The 20972-nt window shown below is 24.3% G+C and carries 22 protein-coding genes and 1 other RNA gene; 13 read left to right on the top strand and 10 right to left on the bottom strand.

Going from position 1 to position 20972, the window contains the following annotated elements; genetic code table 11:
* Positions 1-15: 15 nt before the first annotated feature.
* The 6 genes from H0H44_RS02145 to pncB form a co-directional block, all read right to left on the bottom strand.
* A complete protein-coding gene (locus H0H44_RS02145) occupies positions 16-294 on the bottom strand; it encodes a co-chaperone GroES (RefSeq protein ID WP_185871497.1) in 279 nt (92 codons plus the stop codon).
* 123 nt (positions 295-417) lie between these two features.
* Entirely contained in the window at positions 418-663 is a 246-nt protein-coding gene (secG, locus tag H0H44_RS02140; protein WP_185871496.1) for a preprotein translocase subunit SecG, read from the bottom strand.
* A 24-nt stretch (positions 664-687) separates the two neighbouring features.
* Positions 688-1164 carry a hypothetical protein gene (locus H0H44_RS02135; protein ID WP_185871495.1) on the bottom strand — a complete coding sequence of 159 codons (477 nt, stop codon included), beginning with the start codon at positions 1162-1164 and terminating at the stop codon, positions 688-690.
* Positions 1154-2404, bottom strand: coding sequence for a sigma-54 interaction domain-containing protein (locus H0H44_RS02130; protein ID WP_185871494.1), 1251 nt, complete (start codon positions 2402-2404; stop codon positions 1154-1156). Before H0H44_RS02130 ends, H0H44_RS02135 begins: the two co-directional genes overlap by 11 nt.
* A 19-nt stretch (positions 2405-2423) precedes the next feature.
* Positions 2424-3770: a tRNA (N6-isopentenyl adenosine(37)-C2)-methylthiotransferase MiaB gene (gene miaB, locus H0H44_RS02125; RefSeq protein ID WP_185871493.1), complete on the bottom strand. Its 1347-nt coding sequence runs from the start codon at positions 3768-3770 to the stop codon at positions 2424-2426.
* 64 nt (positions 3771-3834) lie between these two features.
* Positions 3835-5016 carry a nicotinate phosphoribosyltransferase gene (gene pncB, locus H0H44_RS02120; RefSeq protein ID WP_185871492.1) on the bottom strand — a complete coding sequence of 394 codons (1182 nt, stop codon included), beginning with the start codon at positions 5014-5016 and terminating at the stop codon, positions 3835-3837.
* Between the two features lie 189 nt (positions 5017-5205).
* On the opposite strand from pncB, the gene H0H44_RS02115 reads away from it, so the two are divergent.
* The 4 genes from H0H44_RS02115 (at position 5206) to H0H44_RS02100 (ending at position 7389) form a co-directional block, all read left to right on the top strand.
* Complete coding sequence (locus H0H44_RS02115; protein ID WP_185871491.1) at positions 5206-5478, top strand: RNA recognition motif domain-containing protein; 273 nt, start codon at positions 5206-5208, stop codon at positions 5476-5478.
* A gap of 123 nt (positions 5479-5601) precedes the next feature.
* The gene (gene dapA / locus H0H44_RS02110) at positions 5602-6486 is read left to right on the top strand and encodes a 4-hydroxy-tetrahydrodipicolinate synthase (RefSeq protein ID WP_185871490.1); all 885 of its coding nucleotides are present in this window, start codon (positions 5602-5604) and stop codon (positions 6484-6486) included.
* Between the two features lie 14 nt (positions 6487-6500).
* Complete coding sequence (locus H0H44_RS02105) at positions 6501-6995, top strand: ferritin (RefSeq protein WP_185871489.1); 495 nt, start codon at positions 6501-6503, stop codon at positions 6993-6995.
* 76 nt (positions 6996-7071) lie between these two features.
* Positions 7072-7389, top strand: a complete 318-nt coding sequence (locus H0H44_RS02100) for a hypothetical protein (protein WP_394798461.1) — start codon at positions 7072-7074, stop codon at positions 7387-7389.
* On the opposite strand, the gene fsa is transcribed toward H0H44_RS02100, so the two are convergent.
* Positions 7390-8052, bottom strand: a complete 663-nt coding sequence (fsa, locus tag H0H44_RS02095; RefSeq protein ID WP_185871488.1) for a fructose-6-phosphate aldolase — start codon at positions 8050-8052, stop codon at positions 7390-7392.
* Between the two features lie 135 nt (positions 8053-8187).
* Here fsa and lpdA point away from each other — a divergent pair, with 135 nt between their 5' ends.
* The 3 genes from lpdA to obgE all read left to right on the top strand — a co-directional run bounded on the left by lpdA (position 8188) and on the right by obgE (position 11300).
* Complete coding sequence (gene lpdA, locus H0H44_RS02090) at positions 8188-9588, top strand: dihydrolipoyl dehydrogenase (RefSeq protein ID WP_185871487.1); 1401 nt, start codon at positions 8188-8190, stop codon at positions 9586-9588.
* 135 nt (positions 9589-9723) lie between these two features.
* A complete protein-coding gene (locus H0H44_RS02085) occupies positions 9724-10305 on the top strand; it encodes an adenylate kinase family protein (protein ID WP_185871486.1) in 582 nt (193 codons plus the stop codon).
* Between the two features lie 2 nt (positions 10306-10307).
* Positions 10308-11300 carry a GTPase ObgE gene (obgE, locus tag H0H44_RS02080; RefSeq protein ID WP_185871485.1) on the top strand — a complete coding sequence of 331 codons (993 nt, stop codon included), beginning with the start codon at positions 10308-10310 and terminating at the stop codon, positions 11298-11300.
* A 5-nt stretch (positions 11301-11305) separates the two neighbouring features.
* On the opposite strand, the gene clpX is transcribed toward obgE, so the two are convergent.
* Entirely contained in the window at positions 11306-12517 is a 1212-nt protein-coding gene (gene clpX, locus H0H44_RS02075; RefSeq protein ID WP_185871484.1) for an ATP-dependent Clp protease ATP-binding subunit ClpX, read from the bottom strand.
* 103 nt (positions 12518-12620) lie between these two features.
* An RNA gene (gene ffs / locus H0H44_RS02070) (signal recognition particle sRNA small type) lies at positions 12621-12722 on the bottom strand.
* Positions 12723-12809: 87 nt separating this feature from the next.
* Between ffs and H0H44_RS02065 the strand changes: the two genes are divergently transcribed.
* The gene (locus H0H44_RS02065) at positions 12810-14438 is read left to right on the top strand and encodes a CTP synthase (protein ID WP_185871942.1); all 1629 of its coding nucleotides are present in this window, start codon (positions 12810-12812) and stop codon (positions 14436-14438) included.
* Positions 14435-16174 (top strand): membrane protein insertase YidC, encoded by a 1740-nt coding sequence (gene yidC / locus H0H44_RS02060; RefSeq protein WP_185871483.1) that lies wholly within the window; start codon positions 14435-14437, stop codon positions 16172-16174. The genes H0H44_RS02065 and yidC overlap by 4 nt, the downstream gene beginning before the upstream one ends.
* Here the strand turns inward: yidC and H0H44_RS02055 are convergent.
* On the bottom strand, positions 16143-16955 hold the full coding sequence (locus H0H44_RS02055; RefSeq protein ID WP_185871482.1) for a biotin--[acetyl-CoA-carboxylase] ligase: 813 nt from the start codon (positions 16953-16955) through the stop codon (positions 16143-16145). The genes yidC and H0H44_RS02055 overlap by 32 nt on opposite strands.
* A gap of 111 nt (positions 16956-17066) precedes the next feature.
* Between H0H44_RS02055 and rsfS the strand changes: the two genes are divergently transcribed.
* The 4 genes from rsfS (at position 17067) to H0H44_RS02035 (ending at position 20961) form a co-directional block, all read left to right on the top strand.
* A complete protein-coding gene (gene rsfS, locus H0H44_RS02050) occupies positions 17067-17411 on the top strand; it encodes a ribosome silencing factor (RefSeq protein ID WP_185871481.1) in 345 nt (114 codons plus the stop codon).
* Position 17412: 1 nt separating this feature from the next.
* Positions 17413-19374: an ATP-dependent zinc metalloprotease FtsH gene (gene ftsH, locus H0H44_RS02045; protein ID WP_185871480.1), complete on the top strand. Its 1962-nt coding sequence runs from the start codon at positions 17413-17415 to the stop codon at positions 19372-19374.
* On the top strand, positions 19371-20225 hold the full coding sequence (locus H0H44_RS02040) for a phosphatidate cytidylyltransferase (protein WP_185871479.1): 855 nt from the start codon (positions 19371-19373) through the stop codon (positions 20223-20225). Before ftsH ends, H0H44_RS02040 begins: the two co-directional genes overlap by 4 nt.
* Positions 20226-20289: 64 nt before the next feature.
* Positions 20290-20961 (top strand): phosphatidylserine decarboxylase family protein, encoded by a 672-nt coding sequence (locus H0H44_RS02035; protein WP_185871478.1) that lies wholly within the window; start codon positions 20290-20292, stop codon positions 20959-20961.
* Positions 20962-20972 lie beyond the last annotated feature (11 nt).

Below are 20972 nucleotides of genomic sequence, written 5' to 3'. Positions count from 1 at the left end.
CTGATTTAATAAAAATTATATGATTGCTATAACATCAGATTCTCGCATAATGAGATATTCTTCTCCTTCCCATTTCAATTCTGTACCAGAATATTTACCGTACAAAACTCTATCTCCTTCTTTTAAATTCATAGGTTCATTCTTCTTCCCTTTTCCTACTGCTATTATAGTTCCTTTTTGTGGTTTTTCTTTTGCTGTATCAGGGATAATAATACCTGAAGAGGTTTTTGTTTCAGCAGGATCAGGTTGTACAAGAACGCGATCTGCTAACGGTTTAATCTTTACTTCCATCATATTATAAATAATTTTAAGATTTACGGTTCTAATTCTTACTAAGGAGCCAAAAACATGCCAAATGAAAAAAAAGTGATTTTTTTTTCATTTGAATGATGTTTAATGTCATTATGACATATTTTTTTAACGTTTTGATTTTAACAAAAGATTGAAAAATAGAGTTAAAAAAAATATAACAATAGATAAAAACCAAGTAATATTTTCTAAAAATGTATTTGTTCTTTTAATTCCAAAAAATCTAAAATTTTTTTCCATAAAAGATTGATGAATACTTCCTTTTTTAGGGTTTTGTACTAATATTATTAACGTAAATAAAAAACATATTAAAACAATAAAAAAACTAAGTATAATTATAGATATATTTTCCATATTAAATAAAACTATCAATTATTATTAGATACTAGAATCATTAAATATTTCGCTATATATTCTAACAGTTAATTTATTTATAATTTTATCAATAATTTTTCTTGGAAAAACTTCTTTTATATGATCATAAAATACTTCAGATATAATAAAATCTTTTTCCCAATCATTTTTTGGTTCAGATTTATCTTTATAAAATATTTTTACTGTTATTTTAACTTTTTTATAATCTCCCAATGGATAAGATCCATAATACAAAACTACCCCCTCTAAAACAACATTTCCTTTTTTTAATACTAAATTAGAAGGATTATATTTCGTAATATAATCCTCAATGTTCTTTTTTAAATCAAAAGAAATGGATCTACCAGGTATATTAATCACTTCTGAAAAGTTTCCTATTTCTATTGTTTTTTTTGTGTTAAACAATGATGAAAAAGATGAATGATAGCAACTAATCATCATAGATAAACTAAAAAAGAAAAAAATTTTTTTATAAACCATATTGTTTAATCTTCCTGTATAAGGTTCTTTCTGAAATACCTAATTCTTTTGCAGTTTTTCTTTTTTTTCCATTATTTTTTTTTAAAGCTTTTTGAATAAATTCTATCTCTTTTTTTTGTAAAGAAAAAGAAGACAATTCATTTTTAGATGAATCCTCTTCTATTTCTTCATAATCTGAATCTTCTTCAGATTTAGATGAATCTTCTAACTGAAATATAGAATTACTTCTGTTATGAATCATTTTTCCAAAAACTTTTTCTATAAGATGCTGATTTTTTTCAATAAATCTAGTATTAGAATTATTTTTAATTAATTGAAAAGTAATATCTTTCAAATCATTCAAATTTTTTTTCATATCAAATAAAATTTTATAAAAAAGATCTCTTTCTCTATTATGAATAGATGTAGTTTCTACTACCTTATTATGATTAGAAAAAGATATTGATGGAATATTTTCTGGCGTATATTCTTTTAATTTTTCTACAGAAATTTCACGTTTAGTTTCCATTACAGAAATTTGTTCTATAAGATTTTTCAATTGTCTTATATTACCCGGCCAAGAATAATTTTCTAAATATTTTAAAGATTCTTCAGTAAATGTTATTGGAGGCATATGGTACTTTTCTGCAAAATCATTGGAAAATTTTTTAAATAAAAATTTAATATCGTTTTTACGAAAACGTAAAGGAGGAACATTAATTTGAACTGTATTTAATCTATAATATAAATCTTCTCTAAATTTTCCTTTTTGTATAGATTCTGTCATATTTAAATTAGTGGCAGCAACAATACGTACATTGGTTTTTTGAATTTTAGAAGATCCTACTTTTATAAATTCTCCAGATTCCAATATTCTAAGAAGACGAACTTGCGTAGTCAAAGGTAATTCTCCTACTTCATCCAAAAAAATAGTTCCTCCATATGCTCCCTCAAAATACCCTTTCCGCATGTTAGTAGCTCCTGTAAAGGAACCTTTTTCATGTCCAAAAAGTTCACTATCAATTGTTCCCTCTGGAATAGCACCACAATTCACTGCAATGTAAGTATGATGTTTTCTGCAAGAATATTGATGGATAATTTTTGGTATAAATTCTTTTCCTACTCCACTTTCTCCAAGAACTAATACTGATATGTCAGTGGGAGCAACTTGTATAGCCTTTTCTAAGGCTCTATGCAAAGTATAATCATATCCAATGATTCCAAACTTTTGTTTTATTTTTTGAATAAAAACGGATTCCATGTTTTTATTTTTTTTTACATCATTTACAATGTTTTCCTATTAAAGTTGCAGATGTAATATCTGTTATTTCTACATGAACTAAATCTCCTATATTTAAGGATTTTTTAGGAAAAACCACAATTAAATTTTGTGTATTTCTTCCATACCAATGTTGCTTGTTTCTTTTTGATTCTCCTTCAATCAAAACTTCTTCTATTTTACCCAAATGTTCTTGCATTCTATAAAATGAATGTTGATTTTGTAAATCAATAATTTCTTGTAATCGTCTTTTTTTTATATTTATAGGAACATTATCTTCCAATTTTCTATATGCGTAAGTTCCAGGTCTAGGAGAATAAGAAAACATATAACCATAATTATACTTTATTTCATTCATTAAACTTATAGTTTCTTGATGATCTTTCTCATTTTCATGACAAAACCCAGTCATAATATCATGAGAAATAGAACATTCTGGTATAATATTTCTAATTTGTTTAACTAAAAAAAGATATTTTTCACGTGTATATTTTCTGTTCATTAACTTTAATATTTTATTACTACCAGATTGAACAGGTAAATGAATATGTTTACATATATTTTTGTGTTTAGAAATTACTTTTAATACTTTATCAGACATATCATGAGGATTAGATGTAGAAAATCTAATTCTCATGAAAGGAATTTTTTGAGCTAAAAGATCTAAAAGATGAGAAAAATCTACAATATTTTTTTGATCTTGGATCATATTTTCTTTTTTCCATATATAAGAATCTACATTTTGACCTAAAAGAGTCACTTCTTTATATCCATTATGATATAAATGTTCACATTCTTTAATAATCGAATACGGATCGCTACTTCTTTCTCTTCCTCTTGTAAAAGGAACAATACAAAATGTACACATATTATTACAACCTCTTGTTATGCTTAAAAAAGCAGATATTTTTTTATCATTTTGTTTTGTTTTTATAAAACTTATATCCGAATAAGTTTCGTTTTTTTTAGTAAAATTAAAATACTCTTTTCCCATTATAGAATAATGAATGAAATTAGGTATTTCTCTATAAGAATTCGAATCTACAAAAAAATCTACCATTTTTTTTTTCAAAAAAAATTTTTTGATTTCTTTCGAAAAACATCCTATAATTCCAATCCAAATTTTTTTCTTCTTCTTTTTAAGAAACTTTAACTGTTCCAGTTTTTTTTTTAAAGTTAACTCTGCTTTTTCTCTAATGGAACAGGAATTTAACAAAATTATACTAGCTTTTTCTAAATTTTCAGATAAAACAAAACCATTTTTTAATAAAATAGAATTAATAATATTACTATCTGATATGTTCATTTGACAACCATAATTTTCAATATAAAAACTTTTATCTTTCATATAGATATATTTTCAATAAAAATACATAATGTCATTATGTCATAAAACATATAAAATAATTTTTTTATATACGGAGTATTTTTTTTGCAGAAAAAATCATATTTTTTTTCCCTGTAGATTTTTCTTTAACATTAGAAAGTTTAACCACCGATATCCACTTTTTTCCTTCTTCAGGAAGTGCTTTTACCATTTTTATCACCATATTCATAGAAGGAAAACCAATATCATTGGTAAAATTAGTACCTATTCCAAAACAAGCACTTATTTTTTTTTTGCAAAAAGAAGAAATACAACTTACTTTATATGGGTTAAGATTATCTGAAAATATGATTTTTTTTTTTATAGGATTTATATTGAATTTTTTGTAATGTTTTATAGTTTCTTTAGCAAAAGAAATGGGATCTCCACTATCATGTCTTACTCCTTTAAAAAGGTTTGAAAGTTTTTTATTAAAATTTTTGAAAAAAATTGGGGAAGTATATGTATCTGATAAAGCTATTCCTAATTTTCCTCTATAAATATTTAACCAATTTTCCATTGCTATACGATCTGCTATATTAAATCCGTATTTTGATGCATGAAACATGATCCATTCATGTCCTTGAGTTCCTATTGGTTTTATAGAAAAAATATGAGAAAAATGAACATTACTACTTCCTATAAAAAAAGAATCTCCTTCATTTATTAATGTTTTTAATACTATTTTATGAACTCTGTAAGAGAATCTTCTTCTTGTTCCATATTCTCCAATTTTGACTTTTAATTTTTTATATTTTTCTAATTTTTCTTTTGTAATATTTGTAATTTTTTTTTCGGATATTTTTTTATCTGCGCCTGTTAATTTATAATATAATTCAGACATAATAGCCATTAAAGGAACTTCCCATAAGATCACATTACTCCACAATCCTTCTATATACATTTGTATGTTTTCTCCTTTTTGAAATATGTTTACTTCTTTTGGGTTATATTGGTATTTATTTAAAAAATTTAAATAAGAAGAATCTAAATAAGGACAATTTTTTTCTAAAAAAACTCTTTCTTCATTGGAAAGTTTTAAGTAAGCCATTTTGTTTAAATTTTCTCTCAATATTTTGGAAAAATCTTTAGGGAAAGAGTGTTGTCCTCTATTTATAAATTTATATTTAACTTTTGCAAATGGAAATAATTTAATTACAGCATTTTGCATTGTAAATTTATAAAAATCATTATCCAATAATGATGATACAGCAGAAAAATTATTCATTATATTTATACCCAAAAAAATTTTAAATTTATATTCAAAATAATTAGAAAAATTTTATTTTTGAATCTTTTTTTTTAACTTGCCTTCTACAATAATAAATCAATTATTTAATATTGTTTTTTTTAATACAAGTTATTTATTAGAAAAAATATTTGCCTAAATTTGCTTTTAAAACAATTTATTTTTAATATGGACAATACGAAACTATACGTAGGTAATTTATCTTATGATATGACAGAACAAGAATTGAAAAAACATTTTGAAACTATAGGGGAAGTCACTCATGCAAAGATAATTTTTGATGAAACTACATCAAGTAAAAGAAGTAAAGGTTTTGGATTCATAGAAATGTCTAATGAAGAAAACGCCAAACAAGCTATAGAAAAATTGAATGGAACAGAGTTTATGGGAAGAAATATTATCGTATCTGCAGCTAGACCAAGAGCAAGAAAAGATTATTAGTTTTTATTCACTATGAACATATACGCTTACATCTGTTTTATTTTTTTTTATAATCTTAATCATTAAGATCATTATTATGATGAAATAAAATATCATTCATTCATACAAAATGTAGTATAATCTATGAAAAAATTATATGGAACAGGTGTAGCGTTAATAACTCCTTTTAAAAAGGATGAAAAAGTTGATTTTAATGGACTTGAAAAACTCGTAAAATATGTTTTAGATAATAATGTTGATTATCTAGTCGCATTAGGAACTACAGCGGAAACAGCTACTTTAATAAAGGAAGAAAGAAGGGATATTTTAAGATGTATTCAAAGTGCTAATTATAGAAAATTGCCTTTGATATTAGGAATAGGAGGAAATAACACGAAAAATATTATAGAACAAATAAATAGTATAAAAAACTTATCAGATTTTTATGCTATACTTTCAGTTTCTCCCTATTATAATAGGCCCTCACAAGAGGGAATATATCAACATTTCAAATCTATTTCTGATCATACAGAAGCAAATATTATTCTTTATAATGTTCCTAAAAGAACAGGGTCTAATATTACACCAGAAACTGTTTTACGTCTATCTTTTGATTCAAAAAATATAATAGGAATAAAAGAAGCTTCTGGTAATATTTTACAATCCTATAAAATTTTAAAAAACAAGTCAAAAAATTTTAGTGTAATATCAGGTGATGATTTTATAACTTTGCCTGTTATATTAGGTGGAGGTGAAAGTGTAATTTCCGTTATTGCTCAAGGTTTTCCTAATAAAATATCCGAAATGATCTCTTTAGCGAGAAATAATCGTATAAAAAAATCTTTTTCAATTTTTTATAATATTATGAACTTAATAGATCTTATTTATGAAGAAGGAAATCCTACAGGAATCAAGACTTTTTTGAGTATAATAGGGATATGTGATCCATATGTAAGATTACCACTATTAGTTGGAAGCTCATTTTTAAAAGAAAAGATGTTACATTTATTAAATAAAATAAATAAGTAAAGTAATAAACATTTATGATTAGTGAAAAAATACAAAAAAAATTGATAAAACAATTAAATAGAGAATCAGAATCTTCCCAATTATATTTATATATGGCGTCTTGGGTAGAAAGAAAAGGTTATGAAGGAATATGTCAATTTTTATATGATCATTCAGATGAGGAAAGGATTCATATGTTAAAACTAATTAGATATATTAACAAAAGAGGAGGAAATGTTTTTTTAGATAAAATATCAATTATAAATACAACATACACTTCTCTTAAAGAAATATTTGTAAAGTTATTCGAACATGAAAAAAAAATTTCTAAGGAAATAAATTTTTTGATAGAAATCTCTTTACAAGAAAAAGATTTTTTTACATATAATTTTTTGCAATGGTTTGTTAAAGAACAAATTGAAGAAGAGGCTGTAAGTAAAATGATTTTAGATAAAATAGAATTAATAGGAGAGGATAAAGGGGGTTTATATTTATTTGATAAAGATATGAAAAACTTTCATAAAAAATAACAAGGATAAAAATTATTTTTTATTTTTCACGTAAAAAAAATACTTTAAGAAAATAGAAAAACATGTTATAAAATATATGATAGATTTTATAAAAAATATTAATAATTTTCCGAGGAATACAGAAACTACAAATCGTATTCAATTGGAAAAAAAATCGGGAAAAAATATATATGAAACTATATGTATTTTAGAGAAAATAAGTCAGAAAATTAATAATAAAATTAAAGAAGATTTATATTCTAAATTGGAAGAATTTAATCTTATGAACAAAAATAATTTAGAAGAAATTATTGAAAATAAAGAACAAATTGAGTTATCAAGATTTTATGAAAAATTACCGAAACCAACATCTATTTCTATTCAATTTTTATTGAAAAATAAAATAAAAATTTAATTATTTTATTTTACTTTTGAAATCTCTTATAAATTTATCTAATCCTATATTAGTTAATGGATGATTTAATAAAGAATAAATAACATTTATAGGAGAGGTTATGGCGTGTACACCAATTTTTGCACATTCTATAATATGCAAAGGATGACGTATAGAAGCTGCTAATATTTTTGTTTTGAAATTATAATTATCATATATACTTTTAATTTCTCGTATTAAATTTAATCCATCATTAGAAATATCATCTAATCTCCCTACAAATGGTGAAACATAGCTAACTCCAGCTTTAGCTGCTACTAACGCTTGTCCTGTAGAAAAAATAAGAGTACAATTAGTTCGTATTTGTTTTTTACAAAAATATTGAATTGCTTTTATTCCATTTATTGTCATGGGTATTTTTACCACAATTTTTGAATGTAAAAGAGAAAGTTTTTCTCCTTCTTGAATCATTTCATTATAATTAGAACTAATAACTTCAACACTTACATTTTCATTATTTTTTAAACATTCGCATATAGAAATATAATGTCTTTCAATTTCTTTTTGATTAGAAAGAGATTCTTTTGATACTAAAGATGGATTTGTTGTCACTCCATCCAACATACCTAATGATTTTGCTCTCTTTATTTCTTCTAAATTTGCTGTATCTATAAAAAACTTCATAATTTGAAATTAAACTGACATTATATAAAATTAATATAAAATTAGTTGAACAAATTTATATTATTTTCATAAATAATTTATTATTTTTCTTTATATTTTCATTATTAATTGACATTTTTAATTTTTGTATGATATATGTATTTTGATGTTATCATTTTAGGTGGTGGTCCAGGAGGTTATGTAGCTTCTATTCGTGCAGCACAACTTGGGTTAAAAACAGCTCTTGTAGAAAAAGAATCAATCGGAGGTGTTTGTTTAAATTGGGGGTGTATTCCAACTAAATCACTTTTGAATAGTGCGAAAATTTTACAATCTATAAAAAAAGATGGTGAAATATTCGGAATAAAAAATGAAGATATTGAAATAGATTATCCAAGAATACTTTCTAAAAGTAGAAAAATAGTTGATCAAATAAAAAAAGGAGTTTCATTTTTAATGAGAAAAAATGGAATTCATGTTATTTTAGGAAATGCACAATTGGGAAAAAGAAAAAAAATAGAAATTTTTCAAAAAGAAAAAAGTATAGCAGAACATTCTGCTAAGCATATTGTTATTGCTACTGGTGCAATCCCTAAAATTAATAATACAAAATACCAATATGATGGAAAAAAAATCATAACATATAAAGAAGCATTATCTTTATCTTCTTTACCAAAAAAAATAATAATTGTTGGTTCCGGATCAATAGGTTTAGAATTTGCTTATTTTTATCATTCTATGGGAACAGAGGTTTTTATTTTAGAAAGATGTTCTAAATTGTTTCCTAATGGTGATTATGATATATCTAATCATTTGAAATATTCTTTTTCTAAAAAAGGGATTAAAAATTATGTATCTTCTAATATAAGTAAAATTACTACTTGTACTAATGATAATGAAGTTACTGTCGATATTGAAACATTATCTGGAAATGTTACTTTAAAAGCAGATATTATCCTATATGCAACAGGTGTAACTCCTAATATTAAACATATTGGATTAGAAAAAATAGGAATTCAAATAGAAGAAGGATTCATAGTTGTAGATGATAACTATCGTACGAATATAGATGGATATTACGCTATCGGAGACGTTATTAACACACCATCTTTAGCTCATGTAGCTTCACATGAGGCAATAAATTGTATTGAAAATATAAAAGGTTTAAATTGTCAAAAAATAGATTATAATAATATTCCAAAATGTGTTTATTCACTCCCTGAAATAGCTTCAGTAGGTTATACAGAAAAAGAATCTAAGGAAAAAGGTTTTCAAATTAAAGTAGGAAAGTTTCCTTTTAGTGCTTCAGGTAGAGCAATTACTGATGATAATACTGACGGTTTTGTAAAAGTAATTTTTGATGATAAATATGATGAATGGTTAGGATGTCATATGATAGGAAATCATGTTACAGATTTAATTTCAGAAGTAGTAGTTGCTAGAAAGTTAGAAGGAACTAGTCACGAAATATTAGGGAGCATACATCCTCATCCTTCGTTGAATGAATCCATAATAGAAGCTATAGCTCATGCTTATGGTAAAGCAATTCATTTATAAAAATCTTCGTTGATAATATAGATTACCCTTTTTTTATTTTACATATCCACATATAACTAACAATGTTAGTTTTTTTGTTCTTAATATAAAATTATTATATGTAGTTTTTTTTTGCATGAAAATTTTTATTGTTCTATGATACATATTATATTATTTGGACCACCAGGTTGTGGAAAAGGAACTCAAGCTAAAATTATATCAAATAAATTTGGTTTCATACACTTGTCTACTGGAATTATATTTAGAAATCATATAAAAAGAAAAACTAATCTAGGAAAATTAGCTAGTTTTTATATAAATCAAGGGACACTGGTACCTGATATAATTACTATAAATATGTTTAATATAGAAATTAAAAAACACATTAAAGCGAAAGGAATTATTTATGATGGATATCCTAGAACTAAAAATCAAATTTTTTCTTTAGAAAAAGAATTACATAAATTTTGTTTAGGAAAAATAAATATAATTTTCTATTTTTTCATACAAAAAAATTTAATAATAAATAGATTGTTGAAAAGAGGTAAAACTAGTTATCGTGATGATGACACGGATATTATTACAGTTAAAAGAAGAATAAAAGAATATGATAAAAAAACTTCTTTAATATGGGATAACCATAAATGGAAAAATAGTATAATAAAATTAAACGCTTCCTTGTCTGTAGATGAAATTTCTGTTTTTATGGAAAAAAAAATTCTAAATCTTTTATATTAATTATGGAAAATTGTTTTATTGATTTTATAAAAATTTTTTGTAAAAGTGGGGATGGAGGTTCTGGATATGTTCATTTTCATAGAGATAGATTCATAAAAAGAGGAGGGCCTGATGGAGGAACAGGAGGAAAAGGAGGAGATATTATTTTTCAAGGAAATTCTCATATTCATACTTTTTTGCATCTAAGATATCATAAACATTGGATAGCTAAATCCGGATTATCAGGAAAAAAAAATAATATAACTGGAGCAAATGGAAAAGATTTATTAATAGAAGTTCCTATAGGAACTGTGGTAAAAGATGAAAAGAAAAATATAATAATGGAAATAACCGAAAATTTTCAAAAAAAAATCCTATTTAAAGGAGGAACGGGAGGAAAAGGGAATGCTTTTTTTAGAAATTCAATTTCTCAATCTCCTTGTTATGCACAATCTGGAATTAAAACAAAAGGAAATTGGGTTTTTTTGGAATTAAAAATTTTATCAGATGTAGGATTTATAGGTTTTCCCAATACTGGAAAATCTACTTTACTTTCTACAATTACAAATGCAAAACCAAAAATAGGAAATTTTTCTTTTACGACTAAAAAACCACATATTGGTGTGGTGAAAGTAAATTTTAATTCTTTTCTGGCATCTGATATTCCTGGAATAATAGAAAAAGCATCTGAAGGTAGGGGGTTGGGGCATTCTTTTTTAAGGCATGTAGAACGAAATTCTGTTTTATTATTTTTAATTTCTTCAGATACAAAAGATAAAAAAAAAGAATATTTAACTTTATTAAACGAGTTGGGAAGATTTAATTTAAATCTTTTGAAGAAAAGACATTTATTAGCAATATCTAAATCGGATTTGATAAACAATGAAGAAAAACAGAAAATAAAAGACTTTTTTTTAAAATTGGAGGAAAATATTGTTTTTATTTCTTCTTTTACAAAAGAAGGGATACCTGAGTTAATAGAGGAATTATGGAATTTAATCAGAAAAAAAAAATGAAATAATCAAGAATAAAATAATTTTTGTTTTACTATATCTTGATCTATATTTAACGTAGATTGAACATTTTCTATATCAAACATATAATCCAAAAATATTTTTTCACAAAATGTTCGTAATCCTCTAGCACCTAGACCTAGGTGAAATGCTTTATCTACTATAATATTTAATGCTTCATCTGTAATATTTAAAGAAATATGATCCATGTTAAATAATGTTTGATATTGTTTTATTAAAGCATTTTCTGGTTCGACTAGAATTTTCTTTAGCGTATTTTTACTTAGTGGATCTAAATAAGTTACAATGGGAAATCTACCTATAATTTCAGGAATTAATCCAAATTTTTTTAAATCTTCAGCTATAATATTTTTTAGATAATTTTTTTCGGAATATTTTTTTCTTTTTTCTTGATTTTGGACAAAACCTATAGATGTTTTTTCTATTCTATCAGAAATAATTTTTTCTATACCATCAAAAGTTCCTCCAGCTATAAACAATATGTTGTTAGTGTTTATTTGTATCATTTTTTGATCCGGATGTTTTCTTCCACTTTGAGGTGGAACATTAACGATAGCTCCTTCCAATATTTTCAGTAACGCTTGTTGTACACCTTCACCAGATACATCTCTAGTTATAGAAGGATTATTATTTTTTCTAGAAATTTTATCTATTTCATCTAAAAAAATAATTCCTTTTTCAGCAAAGTTTACATTGTAATCAACAGATTGTAATAATCTGGTTAAAACAGATTCTACGTCTTCTCCCACATATCCTGCTTCAGTTAGAGAAGTTGCATCGGCTATAGCGAAAGGTACTTTTAAAAGTTTAGATATACTTTTTGCTAATAAAGTTTTTCCTGTTCCTGTTTTTCCAATTAACAATACATTAGATTTATCTATTTCTATGTTTGTGTTATTTTGATTTTGTTTTTTAATACGTTTATAATGATTATAAACAGCTACAGATATGATTTTTTTTGCTTCATTTTGTTCCACAATATATTTATCTAGAAAAGATTTAATTTCTCTGGGTTTTTTAATTTTTATAAATTCACTATTATTTTCACTAGTTTTATGATTATTTTTTACCCAAAATTTTTGGTGAATTATAGAATAAGTTTTTTCTATACATAAATTACAAATATGCCCATTAATTCCTGATATAAGAAATGTAATATCATTTTTATTCCTTCCACAAAAATTACATTTTTCTTCCATAAGTTACCCAATCCTTATTTTTTTTGATATCAATGATATATCTGTATGTATCTGTATGTAATTGTATATAATTAATAATGATAATATAATATAATAAAAAAAAAGGAGCAAGCTAAACTACATACACATCGCTACAACCTAAATACCTTTGCTGTGTTCCCACCCTGGAGGAGTTTTATAGGGAGCTGATTGCGTAGGACTTGCTCCAGTTTGGTAAATATAAAAAAAAAATCATAAATTCCCGTTTTTTGAATAAGAATTATATTTTCTACATTTTATTTTTTTTTATTTGATGGAAACAAAATATATTTTTGTTACAGGAGGGGTAACCTCTTCCTTAGGAAAAGGAATCGTTTCAGCTTCTTTGGGTATGTTATTAAAAGCTAGGGGATATAAAGTTTCAATATTAAAATTAGATCCTTATTTTAATATAGATCCGGGAACTTTAAATCCTTATGAACACGGTGAATGTTTTGTTACTCAAGATGGAGCCGAAACAGATTTAGATTTAGGACATTACGAACGTTTTTTAAATCAATCTACAACAAAAGAGAACAATGTGACATCGGGTTTAATATACAAAACTGTAATAGATAATGAAAGAAAAGGGTTTTATTTAGGAAAAACAGTACAAGTTATTCCTCATATTACTAATGAGATAAAAAGACGTATTAAAATTTTAGGAGAATCCAATAATTATGATATTATTATTACTGAAATAGGGGGTACTGTAGGTGATATAGAGGTTTTACCTTATGTTGAATCAGTACGTCAATTAAGGTGGGAATTAGGAAAATTTAATGGTTTAATTATTCATTTGACATTACTTCCACATATCACAGTTACTGGAGAGATCAAAACAAAACCAACACAACATTCTGTTCGAAATTTAATGGAAAACGGAATACAAGCAGATATTATAGTTTGTAGAACAGAAAAACATATATCTGATAATGTTAGAAAAAAACTAGCCTTGTTTTGCAATGTAAAACCTGAGTACGTTATTGAATCAATAGATACTAAAATTATCTATGAAATTCCTTGTTTATTGCATATACAAAATTTTGATGAAGTTGTACTAAATCGTTTAAACTTATCTACTATTACTATTCCAAATTTAAAAAAATGGAAAATTTTTATTAAAAAATACAAAAATCCAAAATATGAAATCAAAATAGCATTAGTTGGAAAATATGTTTCTTTACATGATTCTTATAAATCAATTACAGAAGCTTTAATTCATGCAGGAACAAATAATGAAACTTATGTTGATATAAAATGGATTTATTCAGAAATGATCAAAGAAAAAAATATAAAAAGATATTTTAAAGGAATCTCAGGAATTTTAGTAGCTCCAGGTTTTGGTAATCGAGGAATAGAAGGAAAAATACTTGCAGCAAAGTATGCAAGAGAAAATGAAATACCATTTTTTGGAATATGTTTAGGTATGCAAATTGCCGTAGTAGAATTTGCTAGAAATGTATTAGGTTTGAAAAAAGCAGAAAGTCATGAAACCAATCCAAACACATCTCATCCAGTAATAAATTTAATGAAAAAACAAAAAAAATTAACAAATATAGGAGGAACAATGCGTTTAGGAAATTGGAAATGTTCTCTTACAGAAGGATCTAAATTATTTTCTATATATGGAGGAAAAAAAGAAATTTTCGAAAGACACCGTCATAGGTATGAATTTAATAATAATTATTTGGAATGTTTTTCCAATGCTGGAATGAAAGCTGTTGGAATAAATCCAGAGACAGGATTGGTGGAAGCTTTAGAATTAGAAAATCATATTTTTTTCTTAGGTGTTCAATATCATCCAGAATATCAAAGTACAGTAACTAATCCACATCCTCTGTTTACTAGTTTCATACAAGTATCCACCAATACAGATTATCAGAATTCTTATTGTATATGAATAAAAATTTAGATTACAATTCTATAATAGGATTAACTCTTATATTGTTTGTTTTAATTTTTTTTACTTATTTAAATAACAATGTTAATTTTAATTCTAACAACAATAACAAATTAAGTTATAATCATCAAGAATTTTCAAAAAAAAAAGAATTTTCTTTTACGAAAAACAGAAAAAAAAATGATTTTTTTTTGTTAGAAAATAATGTTTTAAAAATTAAAATATCTAGTTTAGGAGGGTATATTAATGAATTACTTTTAAAAAAATATAAAGCATACGATTCTTCATTATCTCATCATGGTAAAAATCTTTATTTAATAAATAATTCTAATTTTTTATATAAATTATCTTTTTTTAATAATAAAGGACTAAATATTAATACAGATACTTTATATTTTCAACCTGTATCATTGGAAAATAATAAAGTATCAGGAATTAAGACTCTCATAATGAGAGCTAAAAATCCTTATGGAAAAGGTTTTTTAGACTACATTTATACAATAGGAGAAAAAAATCAGTATGATATTGGTTTTTCTATTCGAACTAAAGATTTTTCTTCTTTAGGAGAATATAGATCTTATATTAATTTAGAACATAAAATTATTTCTCTAGAAAAAGATAGAAATTGGGAAAACTCTTATACTCAAGTATATTATTCTACATCTAATAATGATGACTTGAACAATTTTACTTCTGTAAAATATTTATCTGAAAAAAAAACGGAAGATAAAAATATATATGGTGTAAATTGGATTGCGGATAAACAACAATTTTTTTCTTTCATATTTATTCCAGATAAAATATTAAAAAATGTTTTTGTTCGATCTGAAAATTTTTCTTCAGGATCTTTTCTAAAAAGAATCCAAATGAAAACATTTATAAATACGGTAAAAAATGAGGAATTTTATTTTTCTTTTCGTTTGTATTTTGGTCCTTTGGACTTAAATTTATTAAAAAAATACCAAAATGGATTTGAAAATATTATTCCCTTTGGGTGGGGATTTCTTAAGTGGATTAATAAATATTTTTTTTTAGTAATTTTCCAATTTTTGGAAAAAACAAATTTAAATTATGGTGTTATTATTATTTTAATGACTATAGTTGTAAAACTAATATTATCTCCAATTACATATAAACAGTATAAACTAAGTGCTATGATGAAATTGATACGTCCGGAGATAGAAAAGTTAAATGATAAATATAAAGGAGATATTTTAAAAAAACAAAGAGCCATAATGGAATTATATCATAATGTAGGAATTAATCCAATGTCTGGATGTATTACTACATTGTTTCAAATTCCTATTTTCTATTCTTTATTTAAATTTTTTCCTACTATAATTAATTTAAGAGGGAAATCATTTTTATGGGTAGAAGACCTTACTTCATATGATTCGATTTTAAAATTACCTTTTTTTATTCCTTTTTATGGAAATCATGTAAGTTTACTAACTTTACTATATTCTTTAGCTCTATTAATTTATACTAAGTTAAGTAATGATGGTAGAAAAGATTTTTCTCAAAATGAAAATGATTCTTCTATTCCTGACATGAATTTTATATTATATTTAATGCCTGTAATAATGCTATTGTTCATAAATAGTTATGCTTCTGCTTTATCTTTATATTATTTTACGTCTAATATAATTAACATTGGATTTTTCTTTTTTATTAAAGAATTTATGTTAAACAAAAACAAAGTTTTTATATATAAAAATTCAAGAATAATAAAATAAAATAAATGGAAAAATGTAAAAATTTTATTTCTTTTTGATCAAAAAAATCAATTTTTTTATCGAATTCTATAAGTAAAAATCCTTGATCATTTATAGATCTTATGATACCTGAAATATAATTATTTGTTTTATAAATATAAAATAGAGAATTTTTATCTTTTAAATATAAATGATTAATATAATATTCTCGTATAAATTTTTCTCCATAAATTGTAAAAAGAAAATATTCTTTTTGAATAAAAAAAATAATCTTATAAAAAAGATAATCTAAATCAAAATTAATATTAAAAATTTCTTCTAGTGAAGAAGCATTCCATTCTCTTTTTAATTTTTTATGATTGACATTTAAACCTATACCACTAATCACTGTGTGAATTTTTTTTGAAAAAATGCTGTTTTCTATTAAAATTCCTCCTACTTTTTTTTCGTTTATAATTATATCATTAGGCCATTTAATCCAAATTTGTTCTTTATTTTTTGAGTTATAACATTCAGATAAAATTTTATGTATAGCATTACTTATAATAATATTTATGATATATATTTTTTTTATGTGTAAAACCTGAATGGGTTTAAAAATAATACTAAAAGTTAAATCCTTCTTTTTTTCTGTATACCATAAATTATTATTCATTCCTACTCCTTTTGTTTGATTTATTGTCCAAATAACTATCCAATTGTATTTTTTACATTTTTCATGAATATATTTTTTTGCATATTGATTCGTAGAATCAATTTCTTTTAATAAAATTAGATTTATAGGCCAGATAAATTTTTTCAAAATATTTTATATTGAAAGATATAACTTCTTTTTCTTTAAAAACGAAAACCTTATTTTTGTTTTTTAGATTAAAGGAATAAAATACTAAAAATAGTAAAAAATAATTTTGTTTTGCTTTTAGATAAAATCATAGAAGGTATTCAAGTGGTTAAAGGAGAAGATATATCCATTATAAATTTAGAAGATAATACAAATTTTATTTGTGATTATTTTGTTATTTGTAATGGAGAATCACATAATCAAGTGTATGCTATTTCTCAATCTATAGAAAAAATAACGATTGATAAATTAAAAGAAAAACCTTGGCATATAGAAGGTTTGAAAAATAAAGAATGGATTTTGGTTGATTATATTTCTATTGTTGTTCACATTTTTAAAAAACAACTAAGATCATATTATAATATAGAGAATCTCTGGAATAAGAATTCTCAAAAAAAAATTAGGCAAAACTTATAGTATGATAAATAAAAAAATAAAAAGTAAGAATAATTTTTTTTGGGTATATGCAGTTATATTTGCTATATTTTTGGGTATATTTTTTTTCAAATCTTCTTTTTCTAATCCACGTAAAATAGATCAAGATACCTTTTTTGATATCCTGTCAAAAGGAGAAGTGCAAAAAATTGTAGTAAAACATAGAGAAACAGTATATGTTTACTTAAAAAAAGAATTTTTTTCATTTAACAATCACAATCCGCCTCGGATTAATAAAAATGACGAATATGAAAAAAGATTTATAACACAACCATTACAATATGAATTTGAAATAGGAGACTTACAATTTTTTCAAAAAAAATTTGAAGAATATAAAAAAAAATATAATCTAAGCACTATAATTGATTTTAAAAACCAACAAGAATATACCATAACTAAATTTTTATTTGATTATGGAATGTTTTTTATATTGTTAATTATTTTTTGGATTTTTTTATTTAAAAGAATTGGATCTACCAGTGGAGGACCTGGAAGTCAAATATTTAATATTGGAAAATCTAAAGCTAAGTTATTTGATGAGAATGATAATGTAAAAATCACATTTAAAGATGTTGCTGGATTAGAAGGAGCTAAAGAAGAAGTTCAAGAAATAGTGGAATTTTTAAAAAGCCCTCAAAAATATACTAAACTTGGAGGAAAAATTCCTAAAGGAGCATTACTTATAGGTCCACCAGGAACGGGAAAAACTTTATTAGCAAAAGCTGTAGCAGGAGAAGCAAAAGTTCCGTTTTTTTCTTTATCAGGGTCGGATTTTGTGGAAATGTTTGTAGGTGTAGGAGCTTCTAGAGTGAGAGATTTATTTGAAAAAGCTAAAGATAAATCTCCATGTATAATTTTTATTGATGAAATAGATGCTATAGGGAGAGCTCGTGGAAAAAGTAACATAGCTGGATCAAATGATGAAAGAGAAAATACTTTAAATCAACTTTTAACAGAAATGGATGGTTTTGGAACTCATACTAATGTAATTGTATTAGCTGCCACCAATAGATCTGATATCTTAGATAAAGCTTTACTCCGTCCTGGTCGTTTTGACCGTACTATATTAGTAGATCCACCTGAATTAAATGAAAGAAAAGAAATATTTTGTGTACATCTTAAAAAACTTGTATTATCTGATAACGTAGATACAGATTTTTTAGCAAGACAAACTCCAGGATTTAGTGGAGCAGATATAGCTAACGTTTGTAATGAATCAGCACTTATTGCTGCAAGAAAAAATAGATCTAAAATAGAAAATCAAGATTTTCTTGATGCAATAGATCGTATTATTGGAGGTTTAGAAAAAAAGAATAAAATTATAAAACCAAATGAAAAAAAACGAATTGCTTATCATGAAGCTGGACATGCTATAATAAGCTGGTTGCTAGAACACGCTGCACCTTTAGTAAAGGTTACTATAGTTCCAAGAGGAAGATCTTTGGGATCAGCATGGTATCTTCCAGAAGAAAGACAATTAACAACTCCAGAACAAATGAAAGATGAAATATGTGCATTATTAGCAGGAAGGTCAGCAGAAGAGATTATTTTTAGTAGTATTTCTACTGGAGCTCTAAATGATCTAGAAAGAGTTACTAAACAAGCTCAATCTATGGTAGCTATTTTTGGATTGAATGAAAGAGTTGGAAACGTTTCTTATTATGATTCTACAGGACAAAATGAATTATCTTTTTCTAAACCTTATAGTGAAAAAACAGCTCAAATTATAGATGAAGAAATATCTAAAATTATAACAGAACAATATCAAAGAGCTAAAGATATATTGAAAAATAATGAAAAAAAATTAAACATACTGGCTAATAAATTATTAGAAAAAGAAGTCATATTTAGAGATGATTTGAAAAAAATCTTTGGAGAAAGACCTTATTCTGATGAAATAGGTGATATCTTAAGAAATACTGTTAGTAACATATCTTCTTTATGAGATTTATTGATTTTAAATTTGAAAATAATAATGAAAAAAAAAAATATTCTAATTTTATAATTAGATTTTTAACTGGATTAATCTATGTTGTTTTCATTATTTTTTCTATTGAAAAGGGAGAAAAAATCTTTAGAATGACAATGATGATATTATCTTTTTTTTGTCTATTTGAGTTTTTATTAATATTAAAAACAAAAAAATTTTTAATCAAAATCACTTCTTTATTTCTTTTATTTTCTATTTTTATAGATTTTATGATAGAAGAAAAAAAAGGATTAATTTCATATTTAATTTTTTTTATTCCCTATTCCATAATTTTTCTTATGATTCAATTATTTTCTGAAAAAAATTCGGATAAAGAAAAAATAATACAAACTAGTTATCTAATTTTTGGATTAGTATATATTATACTTCCATTTTATTTAGCGTCTTACATATATACTATACACAATGGAAAAAAATTAATTTTAGGTGTATTTATTTTAATATGGACAAATGATTCTTTATCCTATTTAATAGGAAAAAAATGGGGAAAAAGAAAAATATCTATATCTATTTCTCCAAAAAAATCAATAGAAGGTGCCATTGGGGGGTTGTTTTTTTGTATAGTATTAGGATTTTATTTATATAAAACATGGGGAAATAAATATTGGTTTATTTTATCTTTTATCATTCCCATTTTTTCTACTATTGGTGATTTTGTAGAGTCCAGTATTAAAAGATCCTTTTATGTAAAAAATTCAGGAACTTTTTTTCCTGGACATGGTGGCTTTTTAGATAGATTAGATAGTTTTATTTTTGTAATTCCTATTGTAGCCACTGTAGTCATCAGTTTCATTTATATTTTCTAATATATTATAGAAATATATTATAACAATTTTCATGATTTTTCTATAAAATAAAATTTTTATAATCATGATTCATAAAGAAGGAATTACATTTTTAGGATATACATTAGTGATAATATTATTATTAATAATTTTTTCTTTTCTTTTATTTTCCAAATTAATTTGTATTTTCATATCAATTTTTTTTATTGTTTTTTATCTTTTTCTAATTCTTTTTTTTAGAAATCCGAAAAGAAAATTTAATGAAATTAATGATAATGGAAATAAAGAAATAATTATTTCTCCTGCTGATGGAAAAATCTTGAAAATACAAAAAGTTTTTGAAAATGAATTCTTAAAAAAGAAATGCATATGTATTTCTATTTTTATGTCTCCTTTTAATGTACATGTAAATAGATTTCCTGTTTCTGGAAAAATTATTTATGTAAAATATCATCCTGGAAAATATGTAATAGCTTGGTTACCTAAATCATCTTCATATAACGAACACACAACAACAGTTGTAAAAACTAATAAAGGAGAAAAAATATTATTTCGTCAAATAGCCGGTTTTCTGACTAGACGTATTATTCTTTATGCAAAAAAAAACTCTATAGTTAAAAAAGGAGATGAATTTGGGTTTATTAAGTTTGGATCTAGGGTAGATATTTTTTTACCATTATATTCTATAATTTTAGTGAAAAAGGGAGAAAAAGTCATTGGAGGTATCACTAAAATTTCCACCATTCCTTCCATATAACTCCCTTTATT

Origin of the sequence: Blattabacterium cuenoti, from assembly GCF_014252115.1 — a bacterium.
In the GTDB taxonomy this organism is placed as follows: Bacteria; Bacteroidota; Bacteroidia; order Flavobacteriales; family Blattabacteriaceae; genus Blattabacterium; species Blattabacterium cuenoti_AK.
Note: the sequence above shows the minus strand (reverse complement) of the source record. Positions and strands in the feature narration are given on the sequence as shown.

Coding starts and splice junctions, on each gene's coding strand:
- H0H44_RS02145 (WP_185871497.1), bottom strand. CDS start 294: ATGATGGAAGTAAAGATTAAACCGTTAGCAGATCGCGTTCTTGTACAA.
- H0H44_RS02035 (WP_185871478.1), top strand. CDS start 20,290: ATGATTCATAAAGAAGGAATTACATTTTTAGGATATACATTAGTGATA.
- H0H44_RS02040 (WP_185871479.1), top strand. CDS start 19,371: ATGAGATTTATTGATTTTAAATTTGAAAATAATAATGAAAAAAAAAAA.
- lpdA (WP_185871487.1), top strand. CDS start 8,188: ATGTATTTTGATGTTATCATTTTAGGTGGTGGTCCAGGAGGTTATGTA.
- dapA (WP_185871490.1), top strand. CDS start 5,602: ATGAAAAAATTATATGGAACAGGTGTAGCGTTAATAACTCCTTTTAAA.
- ftsH (WP_185871480.1), top strand. CDS start 17,413: ATGATAAATAAAAAAATAAAAAGTAAGAATAATTTTTTTTGGGTATAT.
- pncB (WP_185871492.1), bottom strand. CDS start 5,016: ATGAATAATTTTTCTGCTGTATCATCATTATTGGATAATGATTTTTAT.
- yidC (WP_185871483.1), top strand. CDS start 14,435: ATGAATAAAAATTTAGATTACAATTCTATAATAGGATTAACTCTTATA.
- obgE (WP_185871485.1), top strand. CDS start 10,308: ATGGAAAATTGTTTTATTGATTTTATAAAAATTTTTTGTAAAAGTGGG.
- H0H44_RS02135 (WP_185871495.1), bottom strand. CDS start 1,164: ATGGTTTATAAAAAAATTTTTTTCTTTTTTAGTTTATCTATGATGATT.
- clpX (WP_185871484.1), bottom strand. CDS start 12,517: ATGGAAGAAAAATGTAATTTTTGTGGAAGGAATAAAAATGATATTACA.
- fsa (WP_185871488.1), bottom strand. CDS start 8,052: ATGAAGTTTTTTATAGATACAGCAAATTTAGAAGAAATAAAGAGAGCA.
- H0H44_RS02085 (WP_185871486.1), top strand. CDS start 9,724: ATGATACATATTATATTATTTGGACCACCAGGTTGTGGAAAAGGAACT.
- miaB (WP_185871493.1), bottom strand. CDS start 3,770: ATGAAAGATAAAAGTTTTTATATTGAAAATTATGGTTGTCAAATGAAC.
- H0H44_RS02115 (WP_185871491.1), top strand. CDS start 5,206: ATGGACAATACGAAACTATACGTAGGTAATTTATCTTATGATATGACA.
- H0H44_RS02065 (WP_185871942.1), top strand. CDS start 12,810: ATGGAAACAAAATATATTTTTGTTACAGGAGGGGTAACCTCTTCCTTA.
- H0H44_RS02130 (WP_185871494.1), bottom strand. CDS start 2,404: ATGGAATCCGTTTTTATTCAAAAAATAAAACAAAAGTTTGGAATCATT.
- secG (WP_185871496.1), bottom strand. CDS start 663: ATGGAAAATATATCTATAATTATACTTAGTTTTTTTATTGTTTTAATA.
- H0H44_RS02100 (WP_394798461.1), top strand. CDS start 7,072: ATGATAGATTTTATAAAAAATATTAATAATTTTCCGAGGAATACAGAA.
- H0H44_RS02105 (WP_185871489.1), top strand. CDS start 6,501: ATGATTAGTGAAAAAATACAAAAAAAATTGATAAAACAATTAAATAGA.